General features: G+C 56.1%; 18 protein-coding genes. 3 read left to right on the top strand and 15 right to left on the bottom strand.

Annotation, left to right across the window (positions count from 1 at the left end; genetic code table 11):
- Positions 1 to 2 precede the first annotated feature (2 nt).
- Complete coding sequence (xseA, locus tag BM373_RS00420) at positions 3 to 1,376, top strand: exodeoxyribonuclease VII large subunit (protein ID WP_090458180.1); 1,374 nt, start codon at positions 3 to 5, stop codon at positions 1,374 to 1,376.
- Positions 1,377 to 1,389: 13 nt separating this feature from the next.
- On the opposite strand, the gene BM373_RS00415 is transcribed toward xseA, so the two are convergent.
- From BM373_RS00415 to BM373_RS00340, 15 genes are all read right to left on the bottom strand, one after another.
- Entirely contained in the window at positions 1,390 to 1,608 is a 219-nt protein-coding gene (locus BM373_RS00415; protein WP_090458178.1) for a zinc ribbon domain-containing protein, read from the bottom strand.
- A 166-nt stretch (positions 1,609 to 1,774) separates the two neighbouring features.
- Positions 1,775 to 3,262 (bottom strand): ribosome biogenesis GTPase Der, encoded by a 1,488-nt coding sequence (gene der, locus BM373_RS00410; protein ID WP_090458176.1) that lies wholly within the window; start codon positions 3,260 to 3,262, stop codon positions 1,775 to 1,777.
- A gap of 132 nt (positions 3,263 to 3,394) precedes the next feature.
- The gene (gene bamB / locus BM373_RS00405; protein WP_090458174.1) at positions 3,395 to 4,573 is read right to left on the bottom strand and encodes an outer membrane protein assembly factor BamB; all 1,179 of its coding nucleotides are present in this window, start codon (positions 4,571 to 4,573) and stop codon (positions 3,395 to 3,397) included.
- 10 nt (positions 4,574 to 4,583) lie between these two features.
- Entirely contained in the window at positions 4,584 to 5,204 is a 621-nt protein-coding gene (locus BM373_RS00400; RefSeq protein ID WP_090458171.1) for a YfgM family protein, read from the bottom strand.
- A gap of 37 nt (positions 5,205 to 5,241) precedes the next feature.
- Positions 5,242 to 6,516: a histidine--tRNA ligase gene (hisS, locus tag BM373_RS00395; RefSeq protein ID WP_090458169.1), complete on the bottom strand. Its 1,275-nt coding sequence runs from the start codon at positions 6,514 to 6,516 to the stop codon at positions 5,242 to 5,244.
- Positions 6,517 to 6,623: 107 nt separating this feature from the next.
- Positions 6,624 to 7,742 carry a flavodoxin-dependent (E)-4-hydroxy-3-methylbut-2-enyl-diphosphate synthase gene (gene ispG / locus BM373_RS00390; protein WP_090458167.1) on the bottom strand — a complete coding sequence of 373 codons (1,119 nt, stop codon included), beginning with the start codon at positions 7,740 to 7,742 and terminating at the stop codon, positions 6,624 to 6,626.
- Positions 7,743 to 7,768: 26 nt separating this feature from the next.
- Complete coding sequence (rodZ, locus tag BM373_RS00385; protein ID WP_090458165.1) at positions 7,769 to 8,773, bottom strand: cytoskeleton protein RodZ; 1,005 nt, start codon at positions 8,771 to 8,773, stop codon at positions 7,769 to 7,771.
- A gap of 295 nt (positions 8,774 to 9,068) precedes the next feature.
- Positions 9,069 to 10,235: a dual-specificity RNA methyltransferase RlmN gene (locus tag BM373_RS00380; RefSeq protein WP_090458162.1), complete on the bottom strand. Its 1,167-nt coding sequence runs from the start codon at positions 10,233 to 10,235 to the stop codon at positions 9,069 to 9,071.
- 151 nt (positions 10,236 to 10,386) lie between these two features.
- Entirely contained in the window at positions 10,387 to 10,818 is a 432-nt protein-coding gene (gene ndk / locus BM373_RS00375) for a nucleoside-diphosphate kinase (RefSeq protein WP_090458160.1), read from the bottom strand.
- A gap of 259 nt (positions 10,819 to 11,077) precedes the next feature.
- Positions 11,078 to 11,938, bottom strand: coding sequence for a 4Fe-4S binding protein (locus BM373_RS00365; RefSeq protein WP_090458157.1), 861 nt, complete (start codon positions 11,936 to 11,938; stop codon positions 11,078 to 11,080).
- Positions 11,938 to 12,741 (bottom strand): dimethyl sulfoxide reductase anchor subunit family protein, encoded by an 804-nt coding sequence (locus tag BM373_RS00360; protein ID WP_090458155.1) that lies wholly within the window; start codon positions 12,739 to 12,741, stop codon positions 11,938 to 11,940. The genes BM373_RS00365 and BM373_RS00360 overlap by 1 nt, the downstream gene beginning before the upstream one ends.
- A complete protein-coding gene (locus BM373_RS00355) occupies positions 12,734 to 13,363 on the bottom strand; it encodes a DMSO/selenate family reductase complex B subunit (RefSeq protein WP_090458154.1) in 630 nt (209 codons plus the stop codon). The genes BM373_RS00360 and BM373_RS00355 overlap by 8 nt, the downstream gene beginning before the upstream one ends.
- On the bottom strand, positions 13,360 to 15,738 hold the full coding sequence (locus tag BM373_RS00350) for a DMSO/selenate family reductase complex A subunit (RefSeq protein ID WP_090458152.1): 2,379 nt from the start codon (positions 15,736 to 15,738) through the stop codon (positions 13,360 to 13,362). Before BM373_RS00350 ends, BM373_RS00355 begins: the two co-directional genes overlap by 4 nt.
- A 182-nt stretch (positions 15,739 to 15,920) precedes the next feature.
- Positions 15,921 to 18,248: a peptidoglycan glycosyltransferase PbpC gene (pbpC, locus tag BM373_RS00345; RefSeq protein ID WP_090458150.1), complete on the bottom strand. Its 2,328-nt coding sequence runs from the start codon at positions 18,246 to 18,248 to the stop codon at positions 15,921 to 15,923.
- A gap of 1 nt (position 18,249) precedes the next feature.
- Complete coding sequence (locus BM373_RS00340; RefSeq protein WP_090458148.1) at positions 18,250 to 23,208, bottom strand: alpha-2-macroglobulin family protein; 4,959 nt, start codon at positions 23,206 to 23,208, stop codon at positions 18,250 to 18,252.
- Positions 23,209 to 23,494: 286 nt separating this feature from the next.
- Here BM373_RS00340 and BM373_RS00335 point away from each other — a divergent pair, with 286 nt between their 5' ends.
- Both BM373_RS00335 and BM373_RS00330 read left to right on the top strand, forming a co-directional pair.
- Complete coding sequence (locus BM373_RS00335; RefSeq protein ID WP_090459931.1) at positions 23,495 to 25,039, top strand: PTS transporter subunit EIIC; 1,545 nt, start codon at positions 23,495 to 23,497, stop codon at positions 25,037 to 25,039.
- A gap of 11 nt (positions 25,040 to 25,050) precedes the next feature.
- Positions 25,051 to 26,397 carry a 6-phospho-alpha-glucosidase gene (locus BM373_RS00330; RefSeq protein ID WP_090458146.1) on the top strand — a complete coding sequence of 449 codons (1,347 nt, stop codon included), beginning with the start codon at positions 25,051 to 25,053 and terminating at the stop codon, positions 26,395 to 26,397.
- Positions 26,398 to 26,495: the final 98 nt, after the last annotated feature.

The following is a 26,495-nucleotide window of genomic DNA, read 5'->3' as shown; positions in this document are numbered from 1 at the left end:
ACATGTCACCAACACAATCCCCCGCAATTTTTACCGTTAGCCGCCTGAATCAGACGGTCAGACAACTGTTAGAACACGAGATGGGCCAGGTCTGGATCAGCGGTGAGATCTCGAACTTTACGCAGCCCGCATCCGGGCACTGGTACTTCACGCTCAAAGATGACACCGCCCAGATACGCGGTGCAATGTTCCGCAACAGTAACCGCCGCGTCACTTTCCGCCCGCAACACGGCCAGCAGGTACTGGTGCGCGCCAGCATTACGCTTTATGAACCGCGCGGTGATTACCAGATTATCGTCGAGAGCATGCAGCCTGCGGGTGAAGGGTTGCTGCAACAGAAATACGAACAGCTAAAAGCGCGGCTTCAGGCCGAGGGCCTGTTCGACAGCGAGTTTAAAAAACAACTCCCCTCCCCCGCACATACCGTGGGCGTCATTACTTCAAAAACCGGTGCGGCGCTGCACGATATTTTGCATATCCTCAATCGCCGCGATCCGTCATTGCCGGTGGTGGTTTACCCGACCGCCGTGCAGGGTGACGACGCGCCGGGGCAGATCGTGCGCGCCATTGAGCTGGCGAACCGTCGTCAGGAATGCGACGTGTTGATTGTCGGGCGCGGCGGCGGCTCGCTGGAAGATCTGTGGAGTTTTAACGACGAGCGCGTGGCGCGGGCGATCTTTGCCAGCGTGATCCCTGTTGTCAGCGCAGTCGGGCACGAAACCGATGTGACCATTGCTGATTTTGTCGCTGATTTGCGCGCGCCGACCCCTTCTGCTGCCGCAGAGATGGTTAGCCGCAATCAGCTTGAGTTACTGCGCCAGTTACAAAACGGGCAGCAGCGCCTCGAAATGGCGATGGATTATTATCTGGCGAACCGCAACCGTCGCTTCACGCAGCTTTTTCATCGTCTGCAACAGCAGCATCCGCAACTGCGGCTGGCACGCCAGCAAACTGTACTTGAGCGTCTGCGTCAGCGAATGAACCAGGCGGTTGAGTCTCATCTTAAACGCGCCGGTCAGCGCCAGATCCGCATCACGCAACGCCTGAACCAGCAAACCCCGCAGTCGCGAATCCATCGCGCGCAGTCTCATATGCAGCAACTGGAATACCGGCTGACGCAAAACATGCACGAGCGTCTTGGCAGCACGCGGGAACGCTTTGGCAACGCCATCACTCATCTGGAAGCAGTAAGTCCGCTTGCAACACTCGCGCGCGGTTACAGCGTGACGACCGCCAGCGACGGCAAAGTGCTTAAGCAGGCAAAACAGGTGAGTCCGGGGGATGTGTTAACAACGAGAGTGTCTGACGGCTGGGTGGAAAGCGAAGTTAAAGAGATTAAAGCTATCCGCAAGACGCGGGCGCGAAAGGCAAAATAACGCACCCTGATGTTTAACGGGCAATGCGGAAATCGACGCGCTTTTTGGAAATCAACCCGTGTCCGTGCTGGCAAAAATAATCCACCGCACCACAGGCTTTAAGCACGTCTAACGGTTGCTGACAGTCGGGACAGAGAGCCTCAAGCGCGTAGTCGTGCTGGCAGGTTGCGCAGTGAGCATGGGTTCCGATGAGCTCCATCGGGCTTTGGCAGGTCGGACATTGCAGATTCATAGAGACTCCTGTTTTCCCCTCACCCTGACCCTCTCCCAATGGGAGAGGGAAGAGACCGAGTGCGGATTGGTTTTTCCCCTCACCCTAACCCTCTCCCACGGGGAGAGGGAATGGATCGGTTTTCCCCCTCTCCCCGTGGGAGAAGGCCGGGGTGAGGGGTAAGGAATTACTTCCCTTTCTTAATATGGCTAATCAAACGCTTACGCTTACGCATCTGGTTTGGCGTCAGAGTGTTGCGCTTGTTGGCGAACGGGTTATCCCCTTCCTTAAACTGAATGCGGATTGGCGTACCCATCACGTCCAGCGATTTACGGAAGTAGTTCATCAGATAACGCTTGTAGGAATCCGGCAGGTCTTTCACCTGGTTGCCGTGGATGACCACAATCGGCGGGTTATAACCACCGGCATGCGCATATTTCAGCTTCACGCGACGGCCACGCACCAGCGGCGGCTGATGATCTTCTGCTGCCATTGTCATGATACGCGTCAGCATCGCCGTGCTCTGGCGACGGGTTGAACTGTCGTAGGCTTCACGCACAGACTCAAACAGGTTGCCAACGCCGCTGCCGTGTAAAGCAGAAATGAAATGCACGCGGGCAAAATCAATAAAGCCCAGGCGGAAGTCCAGCGTCTCTTTAACCTGCTCACGCACTTCGTTGCTAAGGCCGTCCCACTTGTTGACGACGATAACAAGTGAGCGCCCACTATTAAGGATAAAGCCCAGCAGCGAGAGATCCTGATCGGAAATCCCCTCGCGGGCATCAATCACCAGCAGGACGACGTTAGCATCTTCAATAGCCTGCAACGTTTTGATTACCGAGAACTTTTCAACGGTATCGGTGATTTTGCCGCGCTTACGCACGCCCGCGGTATCAATCAGAATGAACTCGCGCTCATCGCGTTGCATCGGAATGTAAATGCTGTCGCGGGTGGTCCCCGGCATGTCATACACCACCACACGGTCTTCACCGAGGATACGGTTAGTAAGTGTGGACTTACCTACGTTAGGACGACCCACAATGGCCAGCTTGATCGGCAGATCCAGCGGGTTGAAATCATCTTCCGGTTCTTCTTCAGGCTCAGTCCCGTTTTGTTCCGCTTCGAATTGCGCCCAGTAGGCCGCTTCTTCGTCCACTTCTTCAACTTCACGCGGATCGATTTCCTGCATCCACGGCACCAGCACGTGCTCCAGCAGGCTGGTGACACCGCGCCCGTGTGAAGCGGCAATCGGATGGATTTCACCCAGGCCCAGCGAATAGAAATCGGCAACAGCCTGATCCGGATCCAGACCATCCGTTTTGTTCGCCACCAGGAACGTCGGCTTCTGGCGTGAGCGCAGGTGCTGAGCAATGGCTTCATCCGCTGGCATCAGGCCTGCGCGGGCGTCCACCATAAACAGCACCACGTCTGCCTCTTCAATAGCGAGTAAAGACTGCTCCGCCATGCGGGTTTCCACGCCGTCTTCTGTTCCGTCGATACCGCCGGTATCAACACAGATAAACTCACGACCTTCCACTTCAGCACGACCGTACTTACGGTCACGCGTCAGCCCCGGGAAATCCGCCACCAGCGCATCTCGGGTGCGAGTTAAACGGTTAAAAAGTGTGGATTTTCCTACGTTAGGGCGTCCGACGAGCGCGACCACAGGTACCATGTTTAAAGCCTCTTTCAATAAATCATTTACAACGCCGCCGGAGGGCAACGTTGCTTAAAACAGTAAATGTTAAAAACAGTAAAACGGCCCCTGCAACAGGAGCCGTTTTTTCATCCTGACGACCGCCCGTTTTTAACGCGTAATCGCGTACAGCGTGCCGTCTTTGGCCTGAATCAGCAGTTTGCCATCGGCAACAACCGGTTCAGTCAGGAAGCCTGAGCTATCCACTTGTTGTTGAGCAACGAAACGACCATCGTCAACGTTAATCCAGTGCATATAGCCTTCGCTGTCACCGACCACTAATGAACCATTATACAACGCTGGCGTCGTAAGGTTGCGGTGCAGCAGATCGCTTTGCGTCCAGAGTGTGACACCACCATCGGTTGTCAGCGCCAGGACACGATCGTTCTGGTCGACCAGGTAAATGCGATCGCCTTCAATAATGAAATCGTTGACTGAGCCCAGTTCACGTTTCCACATGACCTGACCGCTACGCAGATCCAGCGCGGTTAAATTGCCATTATAGGCCAGCGCGTACACAACACCGTTGACCACCACCGGCGTGGTATCCACGTCGCTCAGGCGATCGATTTCAGTTGTACCGGTCGCCTGGGAGATACGCTGCTGCCAGATCATCTGACCCTGCTGCATCAGAATCGCGCTCACACGCCCGTTATCGCCGCCGACAATGGCTGCGCCAAAGGCAGAAGCCGGGGCTGATTCGCCGCGCAATGACAGCGAAGGCATATCCAGGTTAACGGTCCATTTAACGGCACCGTCAGCTTCGTTCAATGCCTGCAACTGCCCGTTGCTGGTGTGGATCAAAACCATGCCATCGCTGACAACCGGGCGTGACAGGGCTTCACCCGCCACTTTGGTTTGCCAGGCGGTGGTGCCGTCAGCGGCATTAAGTGCAAACACCTGCGCTTTTTCGCTGCCGACATAAACGTGACCACCAGAAACTGTCACTCCACCTGAAAGCAGCGCTGCACTGCTGGAGAAGTAACCGCTTTTTTCAGCCAGTGACACAGACCAAATTTCTTTGCCATCATCGGCATTCACTGCTTTCACCGTGCCATGACGATCGGCGGCATAGACCACGTTGTCAGCATAGGCCGGGTGCAGGTTGGAATAGAAGTCGCCAATGCCGTTACCGACAGAGGTGCTCCACGCCGTAGACGGCGTAAACTGGTTTTCAACAACCGGAAGCGGAGACATTTTGACAACGTCTTCTTCGCCGCTAAACAGAGAACAGCCACTTAACAAGGTGACAGAAAGCAGCCCTGGCAGAAGTAATTTACGCAATTGCATCGGGTCCCTCTTAGATGGACAAATTATTGATTTTCATCTGCATCATTTCGCTCAGCGCCGGTGAAGCATCGCTTTTCGCGCCACTTTCCCATGCGGTGCGAGCACCTTGTTTATCGCCTTTGCTCAGCAATGCTTCGCCACGCAGATCGGCAACAATCGCTGTCCAGCCTTCACCTTTGATGGACTCAAGGGTTTTCAGCGCGGCATCAGCCTGCTTTAGCTGTACCTGAACACGCGCCAGACGCAGATTGATCACCGCTTTCAAGTTTTCGTCATCGGCGGCGCTCAGGCCTTGCTGTAATTGCGCAGCGGCTTTATCCAGCTCATTTTTATCAACATATTGTTGAGCCAGTTCAAGAGACGCAAACACACCGTAAGTATTTTTGTTGTCAGCGGCAAATTTCTCTGCGGCCACCAACGACTCCGGTTTGTCAGCGCGCAGTATGGACACTGAGTTTTCATAAGACAGCGACGCCGCTTTAGCGTTATCAGCCTGATGTCCCGTCCAGTAACGCCAGCCAACCAGCGCGCCAACACCCAAAATAACCCCAACGGCCAGCGCTTTGCCATTTTCAGCAAAGAAGCGTTTTAACGCATCAACCTGCTCGTTTTCGTTCTCGTAGATTTCCACGCAGTCCTACTCCTTAACGATAATTCACCGGGGAAGATTAGCCCAGTAAGGTGCGCAAATGCGCCGCAACGCCATCCTGCGTCACCGTAACTTGCTCACCGGAGCGCAAATCCTTCACCACAACATTGCCGTCAGCGACTTCGGATTCACCCAGTACCAGTGCGACGCGAGCGCCCCACTTATCTGCACGGGCGAACTGCTTCTTGAAGTTACCGCCGCCATGGTTAGTCATCAACTTAACGCCAGGTAACGCATCGCGTACCTGTTCAGCCAGTTGTAATGCCGCTGACTGTGTATCGGTGCCCGACGCGACCAGGTATATATCGACAACGGATTCCGCTTTAAATTCCGGATTAACTGCCTGAACCAGCAAAACTAATCGCTCGAGGCCCATCGCAAAACCGACAGCCGGGGTAGCACGACCGCCCAGTTGCTCAACGAGGCCATCATAACGACCGCCCGCACAGACGGTTCCCTGCGATCCCAGACTGCTGGTGACCCATTCAAAGACCGTACGGTTATAGTAATCCAGACCGCGCACCAGGCGCTGATTCACAGTGTAAGCAATGCCTGCCGCTTCAAGTAATGAACACAGACCGGCAAAATGCTCGCGCGAGTCATCATCAAGATAATCACCCAGCGCAGGCGCATCGTTTAACAGGGCCTGTACATCCGGGTTTTTAGAATCAAGCACGCGCAGCGGGTTGGTATACATACGGCGTTTGCAGTCTTCGTCCAGCTTATCCTGATGCTGTTCGAGGAAAGCCACCAGCGCATCGCGGTAATTAGCGCGGGCTTCCAGTGAACCAATAGAATTGAGCTCAAGCGTAACGTGCTCAGAAATGCCCAGTGCACGCCACCAGCGCGCCGAAAGCAGGATCAGCTCGGCGTCGATATCCGGCCCTTGCAGACCAAAGACTTCACAACCCAACTGATGAAACTGACGATAACGTCCTTTTTGCGGACGTTCGTAGCGGAACATCGGCCCGACGTACCACAGGCGCTGCTCCTGATTGTAGAGGAGACCATGTTCGATGCCCGCACGCACGCAGCCCGCGGTGCCTTCAGGACGCAGCGTCAGGCTGTCGCCATTGCGGTCATCAAAGGTGTACATCTCTTTTTCAACGACGTCGGTGACTTCACCGATCGCGCGTTTGAATAACGGGGTCTGCTCTACAATCGGCAAACGGATTTCACTGTAACCGTAGCTGCCGAGCACATTCTTAAGGGTGCCTTCAATGCGCTGCCACAGGGCTGTTTCGCCAGGCAGATAGTCGTTCATGCCGCGAATGGCTTGAATATTCTTTGCCACGTTTATTCTCTTTATAAATATAAAATGAACCCTCAACGCCCTCCCGAATGTGACGGGCGCGTTGCGGGTTCAATCATACACGGGAAGACAACCGCTTCCCAGTCGCGTTATTTTTCAAGCTCCCGGACATCAATGCGGCGAGCTTCGTCCAGCATGGATGCTTTGGCGCGGATGCGGGCTTCAAGCTGCGTGATCATGTCGTCGTTATCGAGTCGGCCATGACGCACGCCATCTTCATACAGGCCGCTTTTCTTGTTACCGCCCGTCACGCCCAGCGTGGAAACCAGTGCTTCGCCAGGACCGTTCACCACGCAACCGATGATAGAGACATCCATTGGCGTGATGATATCTTCCAGGCGCTGTTCCAGCGCATTAACCGTACCAATCACGTCAAACTCCTGACGCGAGCAGGTCGGACAGGCGATGAAGTTGATCCCACGCGAGCGGATACGCAGCGATTTCAGAATATCAAAGCCCACTTTGATCTCTTCCAGCGGATCGGCAGCCAGAGAAATACGCAGCGTGTCGCCGATGCCTTCTGAAAGCAGCAGTCCTAAGCCAATAGCGGATTTTACTGCGCCTGCGCGCGCGCCACCGGCTTCGGTGATCCCCAGATGCAGAGGCTGATCGATCTGCTTTGCCAGCAGGCGATACGATTCTACGGCCAGGAAAACATCCGACGCTTTTACGCTGACTTTGAACTGATCGAAGTTAAGGCGATCGAGATGATCAACATGGCGCATTGCGGATTCCAGCAGCGCCTGTGGCGTGGGCTCGCCGTACTTTTCCTGCAGATCTTTTTCCAGCGACCCGGCATTAACACCGATACGGATAGGAATATTTTTATCGCGGGCGCAATCCACTACCGTGCGGATACGCTCTTCATTACCAATGTTGCCAGGGTTGATGCGCAGGCAATCGACGCCGTATTCCGCCACTTTCAGCGCAATGCGATAGTCGAAATGAATGTCAGCGACCAGCGGTACATTGACCTGCTGTTTGATCAGTTTGAAGGCTTCTGCCGCATCCATGGTCGGCACGGAGACGCGCACGATGTCGGCCCCCACGCGCTCCAGCGCCTTAATTTGATTCACGGTCGCTTCCACATCCGTCGTGCGGGTGTTGGTCATCGACTGTACGGCGATAGGCGCACCATCGCCAATCGGCACATTACCAACATAGATACGTGTTGATTTTCTACGTTGAATAGGGGCCTGATTATGCATGAAAAATCTCCCGCGTTGCCCGTCTGTTACTGTGCTGCTGATTGTTCGGCATTGAGGGTCAGTCGCGCAACCTGGTTAGTTCTGATAAAACGGCTCAGATCGACAGGTTTACCCTGGAACTGGATCTGAACGGCAGCCGGCGCACCAATCTTCAGTTTGTACGGTGCCTGCCCTGCCAGATTAAGGCTTGCGTCTTTACGCTGAATACCACTGAACAGCTTTTTACCGGTTGCGTCGCTCACTTCCAGCCAGCAGTCGGCGGTGAAGGTCATCGCCAGTGCGTTCGGATCGGCAGCAGGCGTAGCATTCACACCCGCCTGATCGGTTGGCAATGCGTTGGCATTGGTCGTATCGACATTAGCCTGAGAAGGAGAAACCACGGCATTTTGTGCGCTGGTATCCGCAGGCGTTGCCGGGGTAGTCGCTGCCGACGCGGGCTGCTGCGCCGGAGCGCTTTGTGCCGGTGCAGTTTGCGCTGTCACATCGGCAGGTTCAGTACCGGTGAGCGTTTGCGCATCCGTCGGTTCGTTATTTAACGGCACGCTTTGTGCGTCGGTATTGTTCGCGTTTAACTCAGCCGAGGATTGATCGGCCATCGTGGTGATTTCTTCCTGCTGGGCCTTGTGGTTCTGCCACCACCATGCCCCGGTAAGGCCAAGCACCACGAAGAAGATAAGCCAGGTAATCGTGCTCAGCCAGCCATCGCGTTTTTTACGCCGTTTTCCCAGAGAAAAAGTCTGCATCGGGGCAACTTTTGCCGCACGGATCGGGGCCTGCTTTTCCATCATTGGCAGCAGTTCTTCTTCCGGGATATGCACTAAACGAGCATAAGAACGGATGTAGCCTCGCAGGAAGGTAGAAGCTAATTCGGCAGGTGCCTTATCTTCTTCAATATCGCGAACGGTGGAAACCTTAAGACACAGGCGTTCCGCTACCGCCTGTTGACTGAGTCCGAGTTGTTCACGGGCGCTACGCAGACGAACGCCAGTGGATAGAGTTGCATTTTGGTCGTGAGTGGCTTCAGTATTCATTCGCTACAACTGCTGGTACGTGAAATGTAAAAATGAGGTGCCGGTGACTCACAATGCTCACCCGCACCGCGAAACTTCAGGGTCAGTTAACCATAGTCGGACAGTATAAAACTGTCAGCCTGACGATAACAGAACAGCTTTCACCCTTTTGGCTAAACTGTTGTTCCATCGTTACATACTGCCTCAATCACGACAGAAACGCACCGTAATTATTGACTACACAGTTAGTTTCAAGCGATGCATTCAACATAATTATGCTGCGCGGTACAGAGAACATACCGCGCAGACACGGGTGTCAGACCGCTTTAACCGCAATCGGTTCACCCTGCATGCGTTTACGCATTGTACGCTTGGTGCGGTCGATGACGTCGCCTGCCAGTTGCCCGCACGCTGCATCTATATCGTCACCGCGCGTTTTACGCACGATCGTGGTGAAGCCGTATTCCATCAGCACTTTCGAGAAACGATCAATCCGGCTGTTTGAGCTGCGACCATACGGCGCGCCCGGGAACGGGTTCCATGGGATCAGGTTGATCTTGCAAGGCGTATCTTTCAGCAATTCAGCCAGTTGATGCGCGTGTTCCGTCCCGTCATTAACGTGATCGAGCATCACGTACTCAATGGTCACGCGTCCCTGATTAGCGTTGGACTTCTCAAGGTAACGGCGTACGGCGGCAAGGAACGTCTCAATATTGTACTTTTTATTGATCGGCACGATTTCATCGCGGATCTCGTCGGTCGGCGCATGCAGAGAAATCGCCAGCGCCACGTCGATCATATCGCCGAGTTTATCCAGAGCCGGCACCACGCCAGAGGTGGAAAGCGTCACGCGACGTTTGGACAGGCCAAAGCCGAAATCATCAAGCATGATTTCCATCGCCGGTACAACGTTGTTCAGGTTGAGCAGCGGTTCCCCCATCCCCATCATCACCACGTTGGTGATAGGACGTGTGCCTGTTACTTTGGCCGCGCCGACAATTTTCGCCGCGCGCCATACCTGGCCGATGATTTCAGAGACGCGCAGGTTACGGTTAAAGCCCTGCTGGGCGGTCGAGCAGAATTTGCATTCCAGCGCGCAGCCGACCTGAGAAGAAACGCACAGCGTGGCGCGATCGTCTTCCGGGATATAAACCGTTTCAACGCGCTGATCGCCCACGGCGATAGCCCATTTGATCGTGCCGTCAGAAGAACGCTGCTCTTCAACGACTTCAGGCGCACGGATTTCCGCGACTTCTTTCAGACGATTACGCAACACCTTATTGATGTCGGTCATCTCGTCAAAATCATCGCTGCAATAGTGGTACATCCACTTCATCACCTGGTCGGCGCGGAAGGGTTTTTCACCCATATTCTTGAAAAATTCGCGCATCTGCTGACGGTTCAGATCCAGCAGGTTTACTTTGGCGTCTTTATTAGGGACCGTCGGGACGACGATTTCAGGCGTAACAGTTTGTTCAGACATAATGTATTCCGGCCTCGTTATTACACGTTATGGCCCGTGGAGGGTTAAAAAGAAACGCCCCGGAGAGCAGGTGCTCATCCTGGGGCGTTGCATTGTACAAATTCTACTGCATGGATGCCATGCCTGCGCGTGACATTTATGAAATAAATGATTAGCGCGTACGCGGGCAAACTTCGCCTTCTGCGAAGAAGTAAGCAATTTCGCGCTCGGCAGATTCAACAGAATCGGAGCCGTGGGTGCCGTTCTCGGTGAAGCTGTCAGCGTAGTCAGCGCGCAGGGTGCCTGCCAGCGCATTAGCCGGGTTCGTTGCACCCAGCAGATCGCGATGACGCTGCACAGCGTTTTCGCTTTCCAGCACGGATACCACGATAGGACCGGAAGTCATGAATTCAACCAGACCGTCGAAGAACGGTTTTCCGTCGTGCTCAGCGTAAAAACCGCGAGCCTGTTCAACGGACAGATGCAGCATTTTGGTGCCTACGATTTTGAAACCTGCCGCTTCAAAGCGCGCAAAGATGCTTCCAATAACGTTTTTTGCCACCGCGTTTGGTTTGATGATGGAAAAAGTACGTTCAATAGCCATGATTACCTCTGGATGATGTTCTGTTGTTTTTACCCGTCATACTTCACGTTGCATGTACGTTGGCTGCTTTCGTTCACCCCAGTCACTTACTTATGTAAGCTCCTGAGGATTCGCTCAATTGCCGCCTTCCTGCAACTCGAATTATTTAGGGTAGGCATACTTGTGTATGAGTTGGCGCGAATTATAGAGAGCAAGTGCGATCTTGACCATGGACGAAGGTAACATTTTTTTAAAATAAGACGAGTTTTAGCAACAGCATTCACAGACGCATGCCAAACTGATGCTTCTCACACAGTCCGCAGCGCTCTTTATGCGGATCGAGTGACCAGAACGAACGCTGGCAGTCGGTGCAGGTGCGTGCATGTGCACCAAATTTCTCAACGCGCGCCGGGGCAATACACTCCTCAAGCCGCAGCGCCTGATGCCCGCATACTGCAGTACATATGCCACAGCCAGTACAGCGGGCCGTTTCAATCACCATGTCGCTGCCCTGAAACCGGATGGCCTGTTCCGGGCAGGCGCGCCAGCAGGCCCCGCACATCTCGCAGCGTGAATCATCAAGCGTGAGTTCAACATCGCTCATCAGCGGAAAGGCCTCGCGTAAGCGTCGTTTTCCCGGCGCAACGCGGCAGGCGGCGGCATCTTCACGCGGCGCATGAAACAGCGTTCGGCGCGACGCATTGATACCGGTCTGCAACGGCGGCACGAAAGCCCATTCCGGCTCACCGTACTGCCGAAGCCGCAGGTTAAGACGGGCAATAGCGATCATCCATGTCGCCGACTGTTGCGGATCCATGGCGACAAAGCGCACCCCGAACTGGCGATGCCAGAGAAGCAGTTCTTCAGTAACGGGCGCAAGCGTGGAAAACGGGCCAGCCAGCGTATCGCCACGTCGATAACGTTTGACCGGCGCAATACCCTCGATCGCCTCAACCGGGCAGGCAAAAAGACAGTTGCCGCACTCAATGCAGCGCTGCGGATCAACCGCGATCAGCCCTGAGAAAGAAAATGCCTGCGCAGGACACGCATCCGCGCAGGCACGACAGGAAGCATAACGATAGCGGCGGCGAACGCATGACTGCTTTACGTTCACCGCCGGATCAAAGGTCAGTCTGACCATCAGCCGATACAGAAAAAGACGAAGCGCAGCATAATTTCACCTGCGATCAGCAACGCACAGCCCGTCACCATCAGCCCGTTCGCCCGCTTCAGGCCGCCTGCGGCGAAGCAAAGCATGCCGGCAACGGAGATACACTGGCTGAACAGATGCACGCCGCGCAATTGCGCCAGCATTGCCAGTGGCTGATGAGCATAGGTGACCACCGTATTGCCCACCGCCGTCACATCCGCCAGCCAGAGCGGTTGGATCAGCAGGCGAAGCAGGACGAACAGTGCGATCAGCGCTACGGCGTAGATAACCGCGCGCCGGGCCTGAAACACCAGCGAAACCACGACAGAACCCAGGATCACCACCGTACTGATAAACAGCACCAGCGTATTCACATGCTGCCAGGTGACAACCGAGGTGTGCATATAAATCTGCGCCATGCAGAACACATCCACCAGCCCCAGTACCGCCGCCAGGATCAACAGCGTTTTCCAGCCGGGTTTACCGGTGAAAAGCAGCAGCGTGGCTAATCCAAGGGCGGCCAGATAGAGGCTGGCGAAGATGATTTCGCGGCTTAACCACGAGCTTCCCACATGACGCAGCGCGTTAAACGCATTCAGCGGGTAGCCCATATGCAGCGCCGAGGCCATCAGCCCTAAACCAGCCATCACAAACGCCCCGGCCGCTACCGGCAACAGACTACGGCGAAGATCGTTGCCTGGCGTCAGCGTGGTATGTCTGAAAGCCAGCCACAGCGTGATACCGACCGAGCCTTGCAGAAACAGGGTAAAAATCAGCAACGGTAACTCATGCATGACGGCTGCCCTCCTTTTCCGCACCCTGATGCGCTTTGATCACCAGATTGGGCCTTGTCACGGACGCATCCGGCAGCCCTTTCACTTCACACACGCTGCCATATTTGGCACGCAGTTCATCAACCGGACCAAATTTGATTGCCTCAAGCGGGCAGGTTGCCACGCAAACCGGCTGCTCGCCTTTCGCCTGTAAATCGATGCAAAAATCGCATTTCGACATCTGCCCGGTCTGCTCGTTAAGCTGCGGCGCGCCGTAAGGACAGGACCAGGCGCAGTAACCGCAGCCCACGCATTTGTCGGTATCCACGCGCACAATGCCGTCGCCCGGACGTTTATGCATGGCGGTGGTCGGGCAGTTTTTGGTGCAAATCGGATCGTCGCAGTGGTTACAGGAAATCGAGAGCGTATAGGCGAACACGTTCTGGCTTACGCCGCCCTGCCCGGTGGGGATAAAACTCCCGCCGTTGACTTCATACACGCGGCGAAAACGGCGGCCAACGTCCAGATTGTTTTTATCTTTACAGGCGACCTGACAGGCTTTGCACCCTGAGCAACGCGAGGAATCGATAAAAAATCCAAGCTGTTTTTCGCTCACCGGGGCGTATTGTTTGAACTGACTCATGCTTTTTCAACCTCCACCAGCATCGTCTGATGTGAATTCCCTTTTGCCAGCGCCGTGATGCGCGCCGAGCTGAGTACGTTAGCGCAACCACCTTTATCCACGCCTTTTTCATCCGGCTGCCACCAGGCTCCGGCCTGCATTGCCACCACGCCTGGAATAATGCGCGGCGTCACTTCTGCCGGGATCTGGCAAATGCCGCGAGCGTTATGGATCTTCACGCTATCGCCCTGATTAATGCCTCTTTTTTGTGCATCCTGTGGGTTGATCCACAGCTTCTGCTGCTGCGCCTCAATCAGCCACGGGTTAGCGTACTGCGTGGAGTTGGCGCGGTTTTTCCCTTTCCAGGTAATCAATTGCAGCGGGAAGTCTTTTGCCAGCGTATCTTCCGGCCCTTCGTGGGCAGGCACGTAGTGCGACAACGCCGGGATTTCCGGGTGATGCATGTCGTACAGGCGCTTTGAGAAAATCTCGATTTTCCCGGAAGGCGTGGCGAACGGATGATTCTCCGGGTCGCGGATATTGTCTTCGAAGGCCACCCAGGGCGCGCTTTTAAACAGATGCTGACGGGTGACTTGCAGGGTGGCGAAATCCGGCAGTTTCTCATCGGGCATCGCCAGGCGGGTTTGCTCCCAGATATGCTCAATCCAGGCTTTTTCGTCGCGCCCCTGGCTGAACTCGGCTTCGACATTGAGCTTTGCCGCCACTTCCCGCAGCCACTCGTAGTCAGACCGCCGTTCAAATTCCGGCTCAATCAGTTTTTCAGAGAGGATAAGATAACTTGCCGTACCCCAGGTTTCGCCGATGTTCCAGCGCTCCATAAAGCTGGTTTCTGGCAGCAGCAGATCGGCATATTTCGCGCTGGGGGTCATAAACAGATCGCTTGCCACGATGAACTCAATTTTTGATTCATCTTCCAGCACGCGCACCGCCTGGTGCAGATCGGGGTTCTGGTTGGCGAGGTAGTTTCCGGCAAGGGAAAAGAGAATGCGGATGTTGCTGTCGAGCTGTTTCGCTTCTTTCAGACCATCATCGACGGTGACTTTGCTGGCATCATCGGCAGCCTGCACCCAGTTCATCACGGAGATTTGTGCTTTTACCAGGTTCTCAGGCATTTCCGGGCCAACGGTAAATTTACGGTTAGCGCAGCCGCCGTAGCCTGCCGCCCAGCCGCCTTTAACGCCGACATTACCGGTGATGGTCGCCAGAAGCGTTGAACCGCGCGCGGTACGCTCGCCGCAGTTATGCCGCTGCGGGCCCCAGCCCTGAATCAACGCCGCCGGTTTGGTGGTGGCGTAATCACGCGCAAGCTGGCGAATGGTTTGCGCCGGAACATGGGTGATCTTTTCCGCCCACTCCGGCGTTTTCACGATGCCGTCTTTCGCGCCTGTCAGATACGCCAGCAGCGATTCATTCGCCGGGACGCCTTCCGGCATTGAGGCTTCATCAAACCCAATAGCGTGCCGCGCAATAAACGCTTTATCGTGCAGGTTTTCAGTGACGATGACGTACATCATCGCGTCCATCAGCGCGTTATCGGTGGTAGGCAGTAACGGTATCCACTGATCCGCCAGCGAAGAAACGGTATCGGAATAGCGCGGATCGACGACGATAAAGCGCGTGCCGTTTTGCTTCATCCGCTGAAAATAATGGTTGGTATGCCCAAAAATGGTTTCCGTCGGGTTATGGCCCCACAAAATCACCAGTTTGGTATCAAGCAGCGTATCCAGTGAACTGCCGCTGGCGGCGGTACCGTAAGTATAAGGAGTGGCGGCGGCGGTGTTACCCATGCTGACGGAATGGTAACTTTGCAGGTACCCGCCCGTTAAATTCAGCAGCCGGCGTACCATCACATCGCCGGAAAAGGTGCCGCCGGAAACCGCTGTTCCCACATGAACATAACGTGAGGATGCGCCATATTTTTCGGTGATGGATTTTAATTTACCGGCAATAAGCGTGGTGGCTTCATCCCAGGAAATACGTTCGAATTTTCCTTCGCCACGCTTGCCGACGCGTTTCATTGGATATTTCAGCCGGTCAGGATGATAAACAAATTTCCGGTAGGCGCGACCACGAACACAGGCGCGCATTACCGGCATTTGCGGATCGAGTTCATTATCCGGCCGCGTTGAAATACGCGTTACCACACCATCACTCACATGAGCGCGAATATCGCATTTACCCCCGCAGTCAAACGTACTGCACGTTTGCACAATTTTTTCCGGCGGTGTTTGTTCGCCCACTACCGCGTCGGGCGTGCTGCCCTGCGCAGTAGTGGACAGGAAAGGCAAAGTAACCAGAGCGGAACTTGCCTGTAAGAAGTTTCGTCGGGAAATAGAGACGAGGCCATCATCCCGTTGGCATTGTATTTTTTTCACACTACATTCCTTCAAAAAAGAATGTATTCTCCCTTTTTAAATGAAATGTACCGTTGATATTTATCAAACTACTCCGTTAGTCGTATTATTAATTAATAATATAATTCTCATTTATATAAAAATAATAATTCAATCATTTTAAAAATATTAATTGATGTAATATAAATACTGAAAATATTTCATTACAGGCTGACCTCAAAATTCACGGTGACCAGTTGCCCCGCTTCGTCCATGACGACTAACTGATACGCACCCGACTGCGTTAGCGTCAGGGTAAGTGTGTTACGCATCGTGTCGACCGGTTCACCATTCAGAAACCACCAGCGTCGGCCTTCTCCGCCGAGGGTGCGCAGCGGTAAAGCCACGCTTTGCTGACCCGGCGGGCGCTTGATGACAGCACCTTCCTGGAGGCCGGAAAGGATCAGCGGCGGCGCATCCTGGTTGTGCATCGGCGGACACACGGAGGATGGCGCAGGCAATCTTGCAGCGCGTCGTTCAGAGGGCGGCAACCACGGCTCCAGCGGTAAAGGCCAGACATCCAGGGTTGTTTTACGCGCATCCGGGCAATCCGCCGCCACGCGTTTTCCGTCAGCATCAAGCCAGACGGGAAAACGAATCCCCTTCATCCCTTCCTGTTCCGGCAGTAACAGCGTGGGCGGTTCACTGCCGTCCAGAAGCCAGGTCGAAAGACGACGGCGGCAGTTACTGTCGCCTTCAGGCAGACTTTGCCCGCCAGGCCAGCAGATCACGCCGCGGGTAACCGACGCCGGACGCGGATCGACCGGCTGCCTTCCCTGCCCGACGACGGATTGCGCCTGCAACAGCGTATTGACCTGATTGAGCAGCGGCACGGCGCTGGCGAAACCAAACTGTCCGGCCACCGGGGTGCCATCGGGCCTGCCGACCCAAATCCCTATCACATACCGGGCGTTAAGGCCCACCGCCCACGCGTCGCGGTAGCCATAGCTGGTGCCGGTTTTCCAGGCCAGTGGCACCACCTGCGTGAGCGTGGCATCGGGCAGCGGCTGAGCTTGCGAGGCGAGGATCCGGCGGATAATCCACGCGGAACCCTCTGAAAGCAGCGGTCGCTCGGTGAGAGGATCTGACGGCTGCAGGCGTAATGCGCCTGCTTTTCCGTGGCGGGCAAAGGCGCTGTAGGCCGCGGTAATATCCGCCAGCCGCGCGCCTGCCCCGCCTAAGATCAGCGACAGATTTGGCTCAGCCCCGGCGGGTAAGATGAGCGGCAATCCGGCGTTACGCAGCCGGGCGGCAAAGCGCTTCGGTCCGTAAGCCTCCAGCACCTGCACCGCCGGGAGATTGAGCGAGCGCACCAGCGCTTCACTCATGCTGATCGGGCCATGAAAACCAGAATCAAAGTTGCCGGGCCGGTAATCTCCGGTCAGACGGGGCACGTCCTGAAGCAGCGAGGCCGGATGAATCAGCCCTTCGTCCATCGCCAGCCCGTAGATAAAGGGTTTTAACACCGATCCCGGCGATCGGATCGCATTGACCATGTCCACGTGGCTAAAGCGGGTGTCATCGTTGATATCCACCGATCCCACCCAGCCGCGCACTTTCATGCTGGTGTGATCGACGACGATCATCGCCAGCGAACTGCGCTGCGGCAGGCGGGATTTCACGTTAAGCGCCATATCTTCAAGCTGACGTTGCAGCCCCGCGTCCAGCGTGGTGACGATTTTGTCGCTTTTCGTTTTGCCTGCGACGAGGCGGGAGAACAGCGGTGCAAGCTGCGGCATCTGCCGGGGTGCCAGCCAGACCGGTTCTTCGCGGGATTCCTGTACCTGATGCGCTGACCACACGCCCTGCTGCGCCATTCTGTCGAGCACTTTATCGCGCGCGGCCTGAGCACGTTCCGGCCAGCGGTCGGGTCGCAGGCGGCTCGGTGCCTGAGGCAGCACCGCAAGCAGCGCCGCTTCAGCGTAACTTAACTGCGCCGGGGATTTCCCCAGATAGGCCCAGCTTGCTGCCCCCACGCCCTGTAATGTGCCGCCGAACGGCGCACGGTTGAGATACAGGGTGAGGATTTCACGTTTTGAAAGATGCCATTCCAGTTGCAGCGCCCGCCAGAGCTGACGGATCTTACCTGCGAGCGTGCGTGAGTGCGGATCGAGCAGCCGCGCCACCTGCATGGTCAGGGTGCTGCCACCCGACACCACTTTGCCGGACGTCAGATCCTGCCAGGCGGCGCGGGCAATAGAGAGCGGATTAACGCCAGGATGCGTCCAGAACCAGCGATCTTCATACTGGATCAGCGCCTGAAGATAGCGTGGCGAGACCTCTTCGATGGTGACCGGGTAGCGCCAGATGCCTTCGGCGTCAGCAAAGCGCCACAGCGGTGTCCCGTTTTCGGTAACCACCACGCGGGCAGGACTGACCTCATTAAGCGGCAGCGGCCACAGCCTGTCGGCGATGACCACCGCCACCCAAAGCAGCAGCAGCGCTCCCGGCAGCCAGAGCCAGCGGGAGCGCCGGAAACGGCGTTGACTCACGTTATGGCGTTACGATCAGCGGGCCGCTCGCAGCCCCCGTCGCCCGCCATTGCGGTACATACATCGATTCCACCTGCGGCATTGGCACCTGATACACGCCCGGCGTAACGGCGCGCGCCAGATAAACCAGCGTGACCGGCTGCCCTTCGTTGACCGCTACCGCCGCCACAAAGCGATCGTCGCGGAACTCCATGTGCTGAATGTCAGCCTGCTGCATCTGATTAAGCAGGTTTCTGACTTCATCGCCGCTGTCCTGCAGGCTCGCGCTGCTGCTGGCGAGGTTCTGGTTTTCCAGTTCCAGCCCGGCAGGCAGCAAGTCAACCACCAGCGCATCCGGCACATTCTCACTGGCCTGGACCGCCAGCGTCACCAGTACCAGCTCACCGCTTTTCAGCGAAGCCAGCGATTTCGCCTGCCCGTCGGTACCGAGAATTTGCCGTTCAATGTGCAGCACGTTTGACGACGGCTGCGGCGCGGCTTCCGGATAGCCTGAGGTATCCAGACGCAGCCACAGCGGCGTGTCGCCGGTATTGGTGACCTGCAACGACGCAATCTGGTCGCCCGTCAGTTTCTGCGTTTGCGGCTTGTCGCCTTTGAGCAGCGTGGCATCAAGGGAGGTTTGCGCCTGCCAGGTTCCCGGCACATTCTGTAATTGTCTGCCCGCCAGGAACAGCGCGTTGCTTTCCTGAGTGGAGAGCCAGCGCTGCCCATAGGCTTCTTCTGACAGGGTCATCAGCAGGGTGTTTTGCGCGTCGGGCAGCAGCTTGTTTTCCTGCAACAGGGAGAGCATCAGGGCATGATCGCGCAATGTACTGCCGTAATCCCCCAGCCAGCGGTGTTCCGACTGGCGTGACGTTTTCAGGGCCAGCGTCAGCGCTTCTTTGGCACGGGTATCGTCGCCCATTAATTTCAGGGCCACACCCAGTTGCATCAGAGGCAGACCGGCTGCCGCCTGATCGTGGTGTTGCCAGATCTCACGCAGCGCACCGAGCGGGGCCTTTTGCTGACGTGCCAGTACCAGTCCGGCATAAGCCTGAACAGCAAATTTGCTCGCCTGGTTATCCTCGCTGTAACGGGTTGAGATCTCGCCCGGTGCCTGTAAATAACGCAGCAAGCGGTTGTTGGCCTTGTTGAGCGCGTCGGAAGGAACGCTGTAACCCTGCTCCCCGGCACGGACCAGGAAGTCCGTCACGTATGCGGTCAGCCAGTATTCTTCTGCTCCCTCTTTATCCCACAGCGCAAAGCTGCCGTCGTCACGCTGCATTTGCAGCAGGCGGGCGATGCCAACGTCCACCGCCGCTCGGCGTTTTTCATCGCTGTCGCCCACAATGCCCAGCGCCTTCAGTTGCGCGCTATTGGTATAGAGCGACGGGAACAATCCGCTGGTGGTTTGCTCAAGGCAGCCGTACGGGTAAGCTCTCAGTTCCTGAATGTAGCGGGCAAGGTTAAGCGGCGGTTTGCCGCTCAGTAAGAGCTGCCCTTGCAGGGTCGCAGGGGAAATGCCCGTAATGTGATTTGCAGGCGCATTCCAGCTCTGTCCGGCATTTAACTGCACACCCGTATTCACCGTCTGGGCAGGCCAGACCGGACGGACGCCGATTTTCCATTGCTTTTGCTGCGGCGCGAAAGTTTCGCCCGGCAACGTCAGGCCGCTGATTTGCGCACTGATCTCGCCGTCGCCAAAACCGCTCAGGCCGCGCACCGGCACAAACAGCGTGAAACGGGCGTTAGGCGCAAGGCTCACTGGCTTCGGCTGCTCGCTGTCGAGGCTGATTAAACCGCTGGCTGCCAGCGCCACGTTCAGCGTTTGTGGCTGGTCAGTCAGGTTGGTGAGATCGAGCGCCAGGCGGGTGGTGTCACCACTGGCGAGGAAGCGCGGCGTGCTCAGTTCGGCAATCAGCGGAGCCGCCACTATAACTTTGCTTTCGTTACTGCCGAAGTCATCTTCCGTCCAGGCCTGCGCCATCAGACGCAGTTCGCCGTTAAAATCGCCAATCGGCATTGAAATGGTGCCTTCACCTTTTTCATCAAGCGTTACCGGCTGCGCCTGCTGGGCAATGATCGTCACATGATTGACTGGCGGCTTACCGCCACGGTTAAGCTCATCGCCATCGCCACCAAAACGCAGTGCGGCAAGACGCCCCTGACCTTCAATCACCTGACCGTAGATATCGTAGATATCCGCGCCGTAGCGTTTCTGCCCGAAGAACGCTTCCCACGGATCGGGGGTTACGTAATCGGTGATGTTAAGCACTCCGCTGTCCACGGCAGAAAGCAGCACGTTAACCTGCTTCGGCACGACGCCATCTTTAACGCTGGCTTTCACTTTCACCGTCAGCGTCTGATTAGGGCGCATTTTCTGCGGATTTGTCAGCGAAACGTCCAGGCGGCGGTTTTCATCGCCAAGCGGTAAATGGAGTAAGCCGACCGCGCGTTTCGGCGTGGCGGATTTGGATTTATCGCCAGGGCGTACCACCAGCGTACTCAGATAGAGATCGTGACGTTTCCAGGCTTTATCGACCGGGATGGCCAGATCGAGGCCGTCGGCAGGCACATCAATCTCCTGCCACCACAGCGGCCCTTCGCTGGATTCCACCATCGCGTAGCCTTTACCCGCAGCCGGGGCGGTAATGTGTAAGTTGATGGTTTCGCCCGGCTGATAGGCAGGTTTATCCAGCTTGAGAGTCACACGGTCAGGGCGAATTGCCCCCGCGCCGTCGCTGTTATCCTGCCAGCTATAGCCCGCCCAGAAGCGTACGCTACTGACGGTATCGTCCGGCGCTTTAACTTCCAGACGATAAGCACCCCACTCGACCGGGAAGCTCACTTTACCCGTTTCGCCCGCCGCCAAATCGAGCGGCTGCTCGCCTTCAACGAGATCTTTTTGATCAAACTGGGACTGCCAGCCTTCGCCTTCAGACCAGTTCCAGTAATAGTCACGACGCTCGCGGATCAGGCGTACCTGTAAGCCCGATACCGCCTGCTTTTCACCCTGGGCGTTGGCATAGACGATATCAAAGCCGGCGTTGCTGTTTTCATCCACCATCGGCTGATTGACCGTGGTGTCGGTGCGGTAGTCATACACCGCTTTCGCGGCAAACTGCGGGCGGATACCCGGCAGGGATTCAGCGGGCCAGATGCTCTGTTCCGCACGACGGGTGACCGGGCGACCGCCCGATTCCAGCAGGCTGGCCTGTAAAATCACCTGCAACGGCGAGTGCGCTTCCTGCCACTGGCTGTCGGTTGAGACCTGGCCGCGGCCTTCTGCATCCAGCGTTACCTGTACTTCATCCAGGCTGCGTGAGAGGTTTTCTTCCGCGATGTTGCCGAACTGGAAGCCCGGCAGCGCTTTCACCGCGTCCCGCAACGGGCGCAGGAAGAGCTGGCCCTGTAGCGCATTGCCGTTAGCGGGCGCGCCATACAGGTAATAGCCGGTAACGCCAAAGTTGACCGGATCTTTCATCGCCAGCGGTGTTTTTTGCGCGTCAAGGTTAAGCCCCATGCGCTCTGGCATGAAGTCTTCAACGTGGAAATCCCAGCTCACCGTCTGGTTATCGCCGGTATTGGCGCGGATATGCCACATGCCGGTCTGCGCGCTGGCATCAAGGGCATAATTGAACTGATAGAGTCCATCCTTCGGCTGGCTTACCAGGGTGCGCATCACCTGGCCGTCCGGTTTCACCACTTCCAGTTTCACCGGTTGCGCCGCGAGAGGTTTACCGTCGCTGTCGCGCAACAGGCCATTCAGGATGACGGTTTCGCCGGGCCGGTAGAGGTCGCGCGGGCCGAACATAAAGAATTGTTTGTTAACGCCAGGCTCACCCGCAATATCGAATTCCGCGAGATCCAGCGCCGGGAGTTTGAGATCAAGCAGCGTGGTTTCGCCGTCTTTACGCGCCAGTACCAGCGCGGCTTCTTTGTCGGTGTTCAGCGTCGCATGGCCTTTGCCATCGCTTGCCGCCTGCGCCAGGGTCTGCCCTTTCTCATTGAGCAGGACGACATCCACGCCCTGCTGAGCGCTGCCGTTCTCCAGGCTCTGGGTAAACACATCCAGACGATTGTGATAGCGGTGTACCGAGAGGCCAATGTTGCTCAGGGTGAAGAGCGTGGCGGCGTTGCTGTAGTTGTAATGCCCGGCCTGATTCATCACCGCGATATAGACGCCCGCCTGTTGCAGCGGCTTGATTTCGCTGAGCGGCAGGAGCAGTTTTTCCCGCGTGTTGCGCGCCGGGTTGAGATCAAAACGCCCGGTGTACACCAGTTCGGCCATTTTAAGCAGTTCATCCGACTCCCAGTTGGAGAGTGAATTGCGATACTCCCACTGGCTGACAAAAGACGGAAGCGACTCCGGCTTCACGCGGTAAAAGTTCACATCAACATTATTGACGTTGAGCGCCATCACCGGCAGCCCTTCGACCACTTTGCCCGGCAGCAGCGAGCCACGGCTGGCAAAGCCCACACTCGGTTGAACGTCGCGGGTGGTGAGCGTTTTTTCGATATCCTGGCCTAACGTGGCTTTATTGAGCGCCAGCAGTCCCTTATCCACCGACGCAACCAGTTCACGGTTCGGCTCCAGGTGGCGCAAACGCAGCTCTTTAAGATTGGGGCTTAACTCCCATGCACCATCGACCTTGCCGTTTTTCTTATCGACAAGATGCACGTTCTGAGCGAAATCCTTGTTGGGATCGAGCGGTATCGAGAAGGTCAGTACCAGCGTGGCGGCACCTTCAAGCTGCACTTCTGACGCATCAATCAGGGTTAATGGCTTATCTTTACTTTGGGCCGCCAGCTTTTCGAGTTGGGCGGGATCAGGCTTTGCAGGAGGCGTTGTTTTTGCCGGTGCAGGCGTGGCCGCCGCACTGGACGTCGCCGCCTGGGGCGCGTCGTCGTTATCACATCCTGAAAGAGTTATTGCAGCCAGTAATGCTGCTGACAGCACAGCGTATCGTAACGGTTTCATCCTTTATCCCTGTCCTTCACGGCCCATTAATCGACGGTATGCTCAGTATTATGCGCGAGTTTCTGAATTTAAAAAGGTGGAATCTACACTCCTGAAGACGCCTCGCAAAAATAGCGGTCCCCGAAGCGAAGGCATTGTTACCCCGATCACAAGCCTCAACGTTACATGTTACGTTGCGCGTCATTTGTTTTTAAAACAATCAGATAGCTGGATTGCTGCCGCTTGCGACTGCTACCGTTAATGGGTCTTCGCACCTGTGTGCGCGGTTCAAATAAGAGAGTTCATGATGAAACGAGCCGTTAATGCCCTACAAAATTTTGGAAAATCGCTTTACGGTCCGGTGCTTATTTTACCCATCGTGGGTCTGTTTATCGCGTTTGGTAATGTGTTAGGCAACGGTAATCTGGCTGAGTATTTACCCTTTCTTGGCTATCCCCTTATTCAAAGTATCGGTCAGTTAATTTCTAAATCTGCCGTCTCGGTGCTGGTCAACCTGGCGCTGGTATTCGCGGTCGGTATTCCCGTCGGTCTTGCCTCGCGCGATAAAGGCTACGCCGCGTTAATTGGCCTGGTCACCTTCGTGGTATTTATTAATGCCATGAATGTCACACTGCAAATGCAGGGTGAACTGGCCCCTGCCGACCAGATGAAAGCGGCAGGTCAGGGCATGGTGCTGGGCGTTCAGGTGCTGGAGATGGGCGTGTTCGCCGGGATCCTCACCGGTGCGCTATCCGGGTATCTGTACAACCGCTATTCCGGAGTGCAGTTTAACGGCGCGATGGCGATCTACTCCGGTCACTGTTTCGTGGCGATCATTATGCTGCCAGTGTCGATGGTGCTCGGCGTGATCATGAGCGAACTGTGGCCGTTCGCGCAGCAGGGCATCAGCGCCCTGGCAATGGCAATCAAAGGTGCCGGGCCGGTGGGCGTCGCTATCTATGGTTTCCTGGAGCGCATTCTGGTCCCGACCGGTCTGCATCACCTCGTTTATACCCCGTTCCTGTATACCGAGCTTGGCGGGACGGCGGACGTCTGCGGCCAGACTTACCAGGGCGCGCGCAATATCTATTTTGCCGAGATGGCCTGCCCTGACGTTAAGCAACTGAGCAGCACCGTGGTATGGGACGCGCGCGGGATCAGCAAAATGTTCGGCCTGCCCGCAGCGGCACTGGCGATGTACATGACCGCCAGACCGGAGCGTAAAGCCATTGCCAAAGCCATTTTGATTCCGGCGGCGTTAACCTCACTGCTGGTTGGGGTCACCGAACCGATTGAGTTTTCCTTCCTGTTCGTCGCACCGCTGCTGTTTGTGGTGCACGCGGTGCTGACCGGCATCGGTATGATGCTGTTTTACCTGCTCGGCGTTCACGCCATCGGCGCAAACGGCATTATTGATTTCATTCTCTACAACCTGCCGCTGGGTACTGAGAAGTCCAACTGGCCGATGTATATCGTCGTGGGCCTGATTATGTTCAGCCTCTACTTCGTTATCTTCCGCTTCCTGATCCGCCATTTCGATATGAAAACGCCGGGCCGCGAGGACGACGATCAGGAAACCCGCCTCTACAGCAAAAAAGAATACCAGGCCAAAGGCAATAACGATGGCGTGGGCGAAGCAATCATCGCCGGTCTTGGCGGGCGTGAAAATATTGATGTGGTGGATAACTGCTACACCCGTTTACGCGTCACGGTGAAAGACGTGACGGTGATTGATGAGCCGCAGCTCAAAGCGACGGGCGCAAAAGGCGTCATCAAGCAAGGTAATAACGTTCAGGTGGTCTACGGGCTGCATGTCAAAAAAATGCGAGAAGCCGTTGAGACGTTTCTCTAAAGGAGCCAAACATGTTTAAACCTCCCTTTATTCTTTCTATCGCCGGTGGCGGCAGCACCTATACGCCGGGCATTGTGAAGAGCCTGATGGTACGGCTGGAGGATTTTCCGCTGGCTGAGATCCGTCTTTACGATATTGACGAGGCCCGTCAGAGCACCATCGCGCCAGTGGTAGAAAAAGTCATCCGCGACCACAGCGACAGCATTAAATTTACCGTGACCACCGATCCCGAAGTGGCTTTCAGCGGCGCGCACTTTGTCTTTGCCCAGATGCGCGTCGGCCAGTACAAAATGCGCGAGCAGGATGAAAAGATCCCGCTGCGTCATGGCGTTGTTGGCCAGGAAACCTGCGGACCGGGCGGGCTGGCTTACGGCCTGCGTACCATCCTGCCGATGGTGGAACTGATCGACCTCGCGGAACGTTACGCTGATAAAGACGCGTGGATCGTGAACTATTCCAACCCGGCGGCGATTGTGGCGGAAGGCGTGCGTCGCCTGCGTCCTAACGCGCGGGTGCTGAATATCTGCGATATGCCGGTGGCCGCCATGCGTAATATGGGCGCGATTCTGGGCGTGGACCGGCATAAATTGCAGGTCGATTACTTTGGTCTGAACCACTTCGGCTGGTTTACCCGCGTGCTGGTGGATGGCGTTGATCGTCTGCCGGAGCTGCGCCGTCACATCGCCAAATTTGGCCTGTTGACGGAAGATGCCGCGCAAACCGATCCGCAGCACTCGGATCCGTCGTGGGTGAAAACCTGGCGCAACATCAAGCCGATTATGGACCACTTCCCGGAATACCTGCCGAACCCGTATTTGCAGTATTACCTGATGCCGAATCAGATTGTGGAACATCAGGACCCGGACGTGACCCGCGCTAATGAAGTGATGAACGGGCGCGAGAAAAAACTGTTCGCCGCCGCAGAAGAATATAAACGCAGCGGGATTTTGCCGGACGCGTTCCACGTGGGCGTGCACGGGGCGTTTATTGTGGATGTGGCCTGCTCGCTGGCCTTCGATTTGCGCCAGCGCCATCTGGTGATTGTCGAAAACAAAGGCGCGATTGCCAATCTGCCGTACGACGCGATGGTGGAAGTACCTGCGTACATCACTTCGCAAGGCCCGGAACCGGTACGCATGGGCGCAGTGCCGCTGTTCCACCAGACGCTGTTAATGCAGCAACTGGCTTCCGAGCAACTGCTGGTTGAAGCCACCATCGAAGGCAGCTACGAGAAAGCGTTGCAGGCCTTCACGCTCAACCGCACCGTGCCGACCATGCAGCATGCGAAAGCGATTCTGGACGACATGATCGAGGCCAACCGCGACTACTGGCCGCAGTTGCAAAAAGCCTGGCAGTAGGGTGAATCGGTATAATTTTCTGAAGATTGCTCGCGACTTATGCAGCGTTAACTTGTCGGTGTGAGAAAAAACACCGACAATCCGTTAATACACACGCT

This window comes from Enterobacter sp. kpr-6 (assembly GCF_900116015.1).
Lineage (GTDB): Bacteria > Pseudomonadota > Gammaproteobacteria > Enterobacterales > Enterobacteriaceae > Enterobacter_D.
The sequence above is the reverse complement of the archived record's forward strand: the minus strand, read 5'-3'. Positions and strand labels throughout refer to the sequence as shown.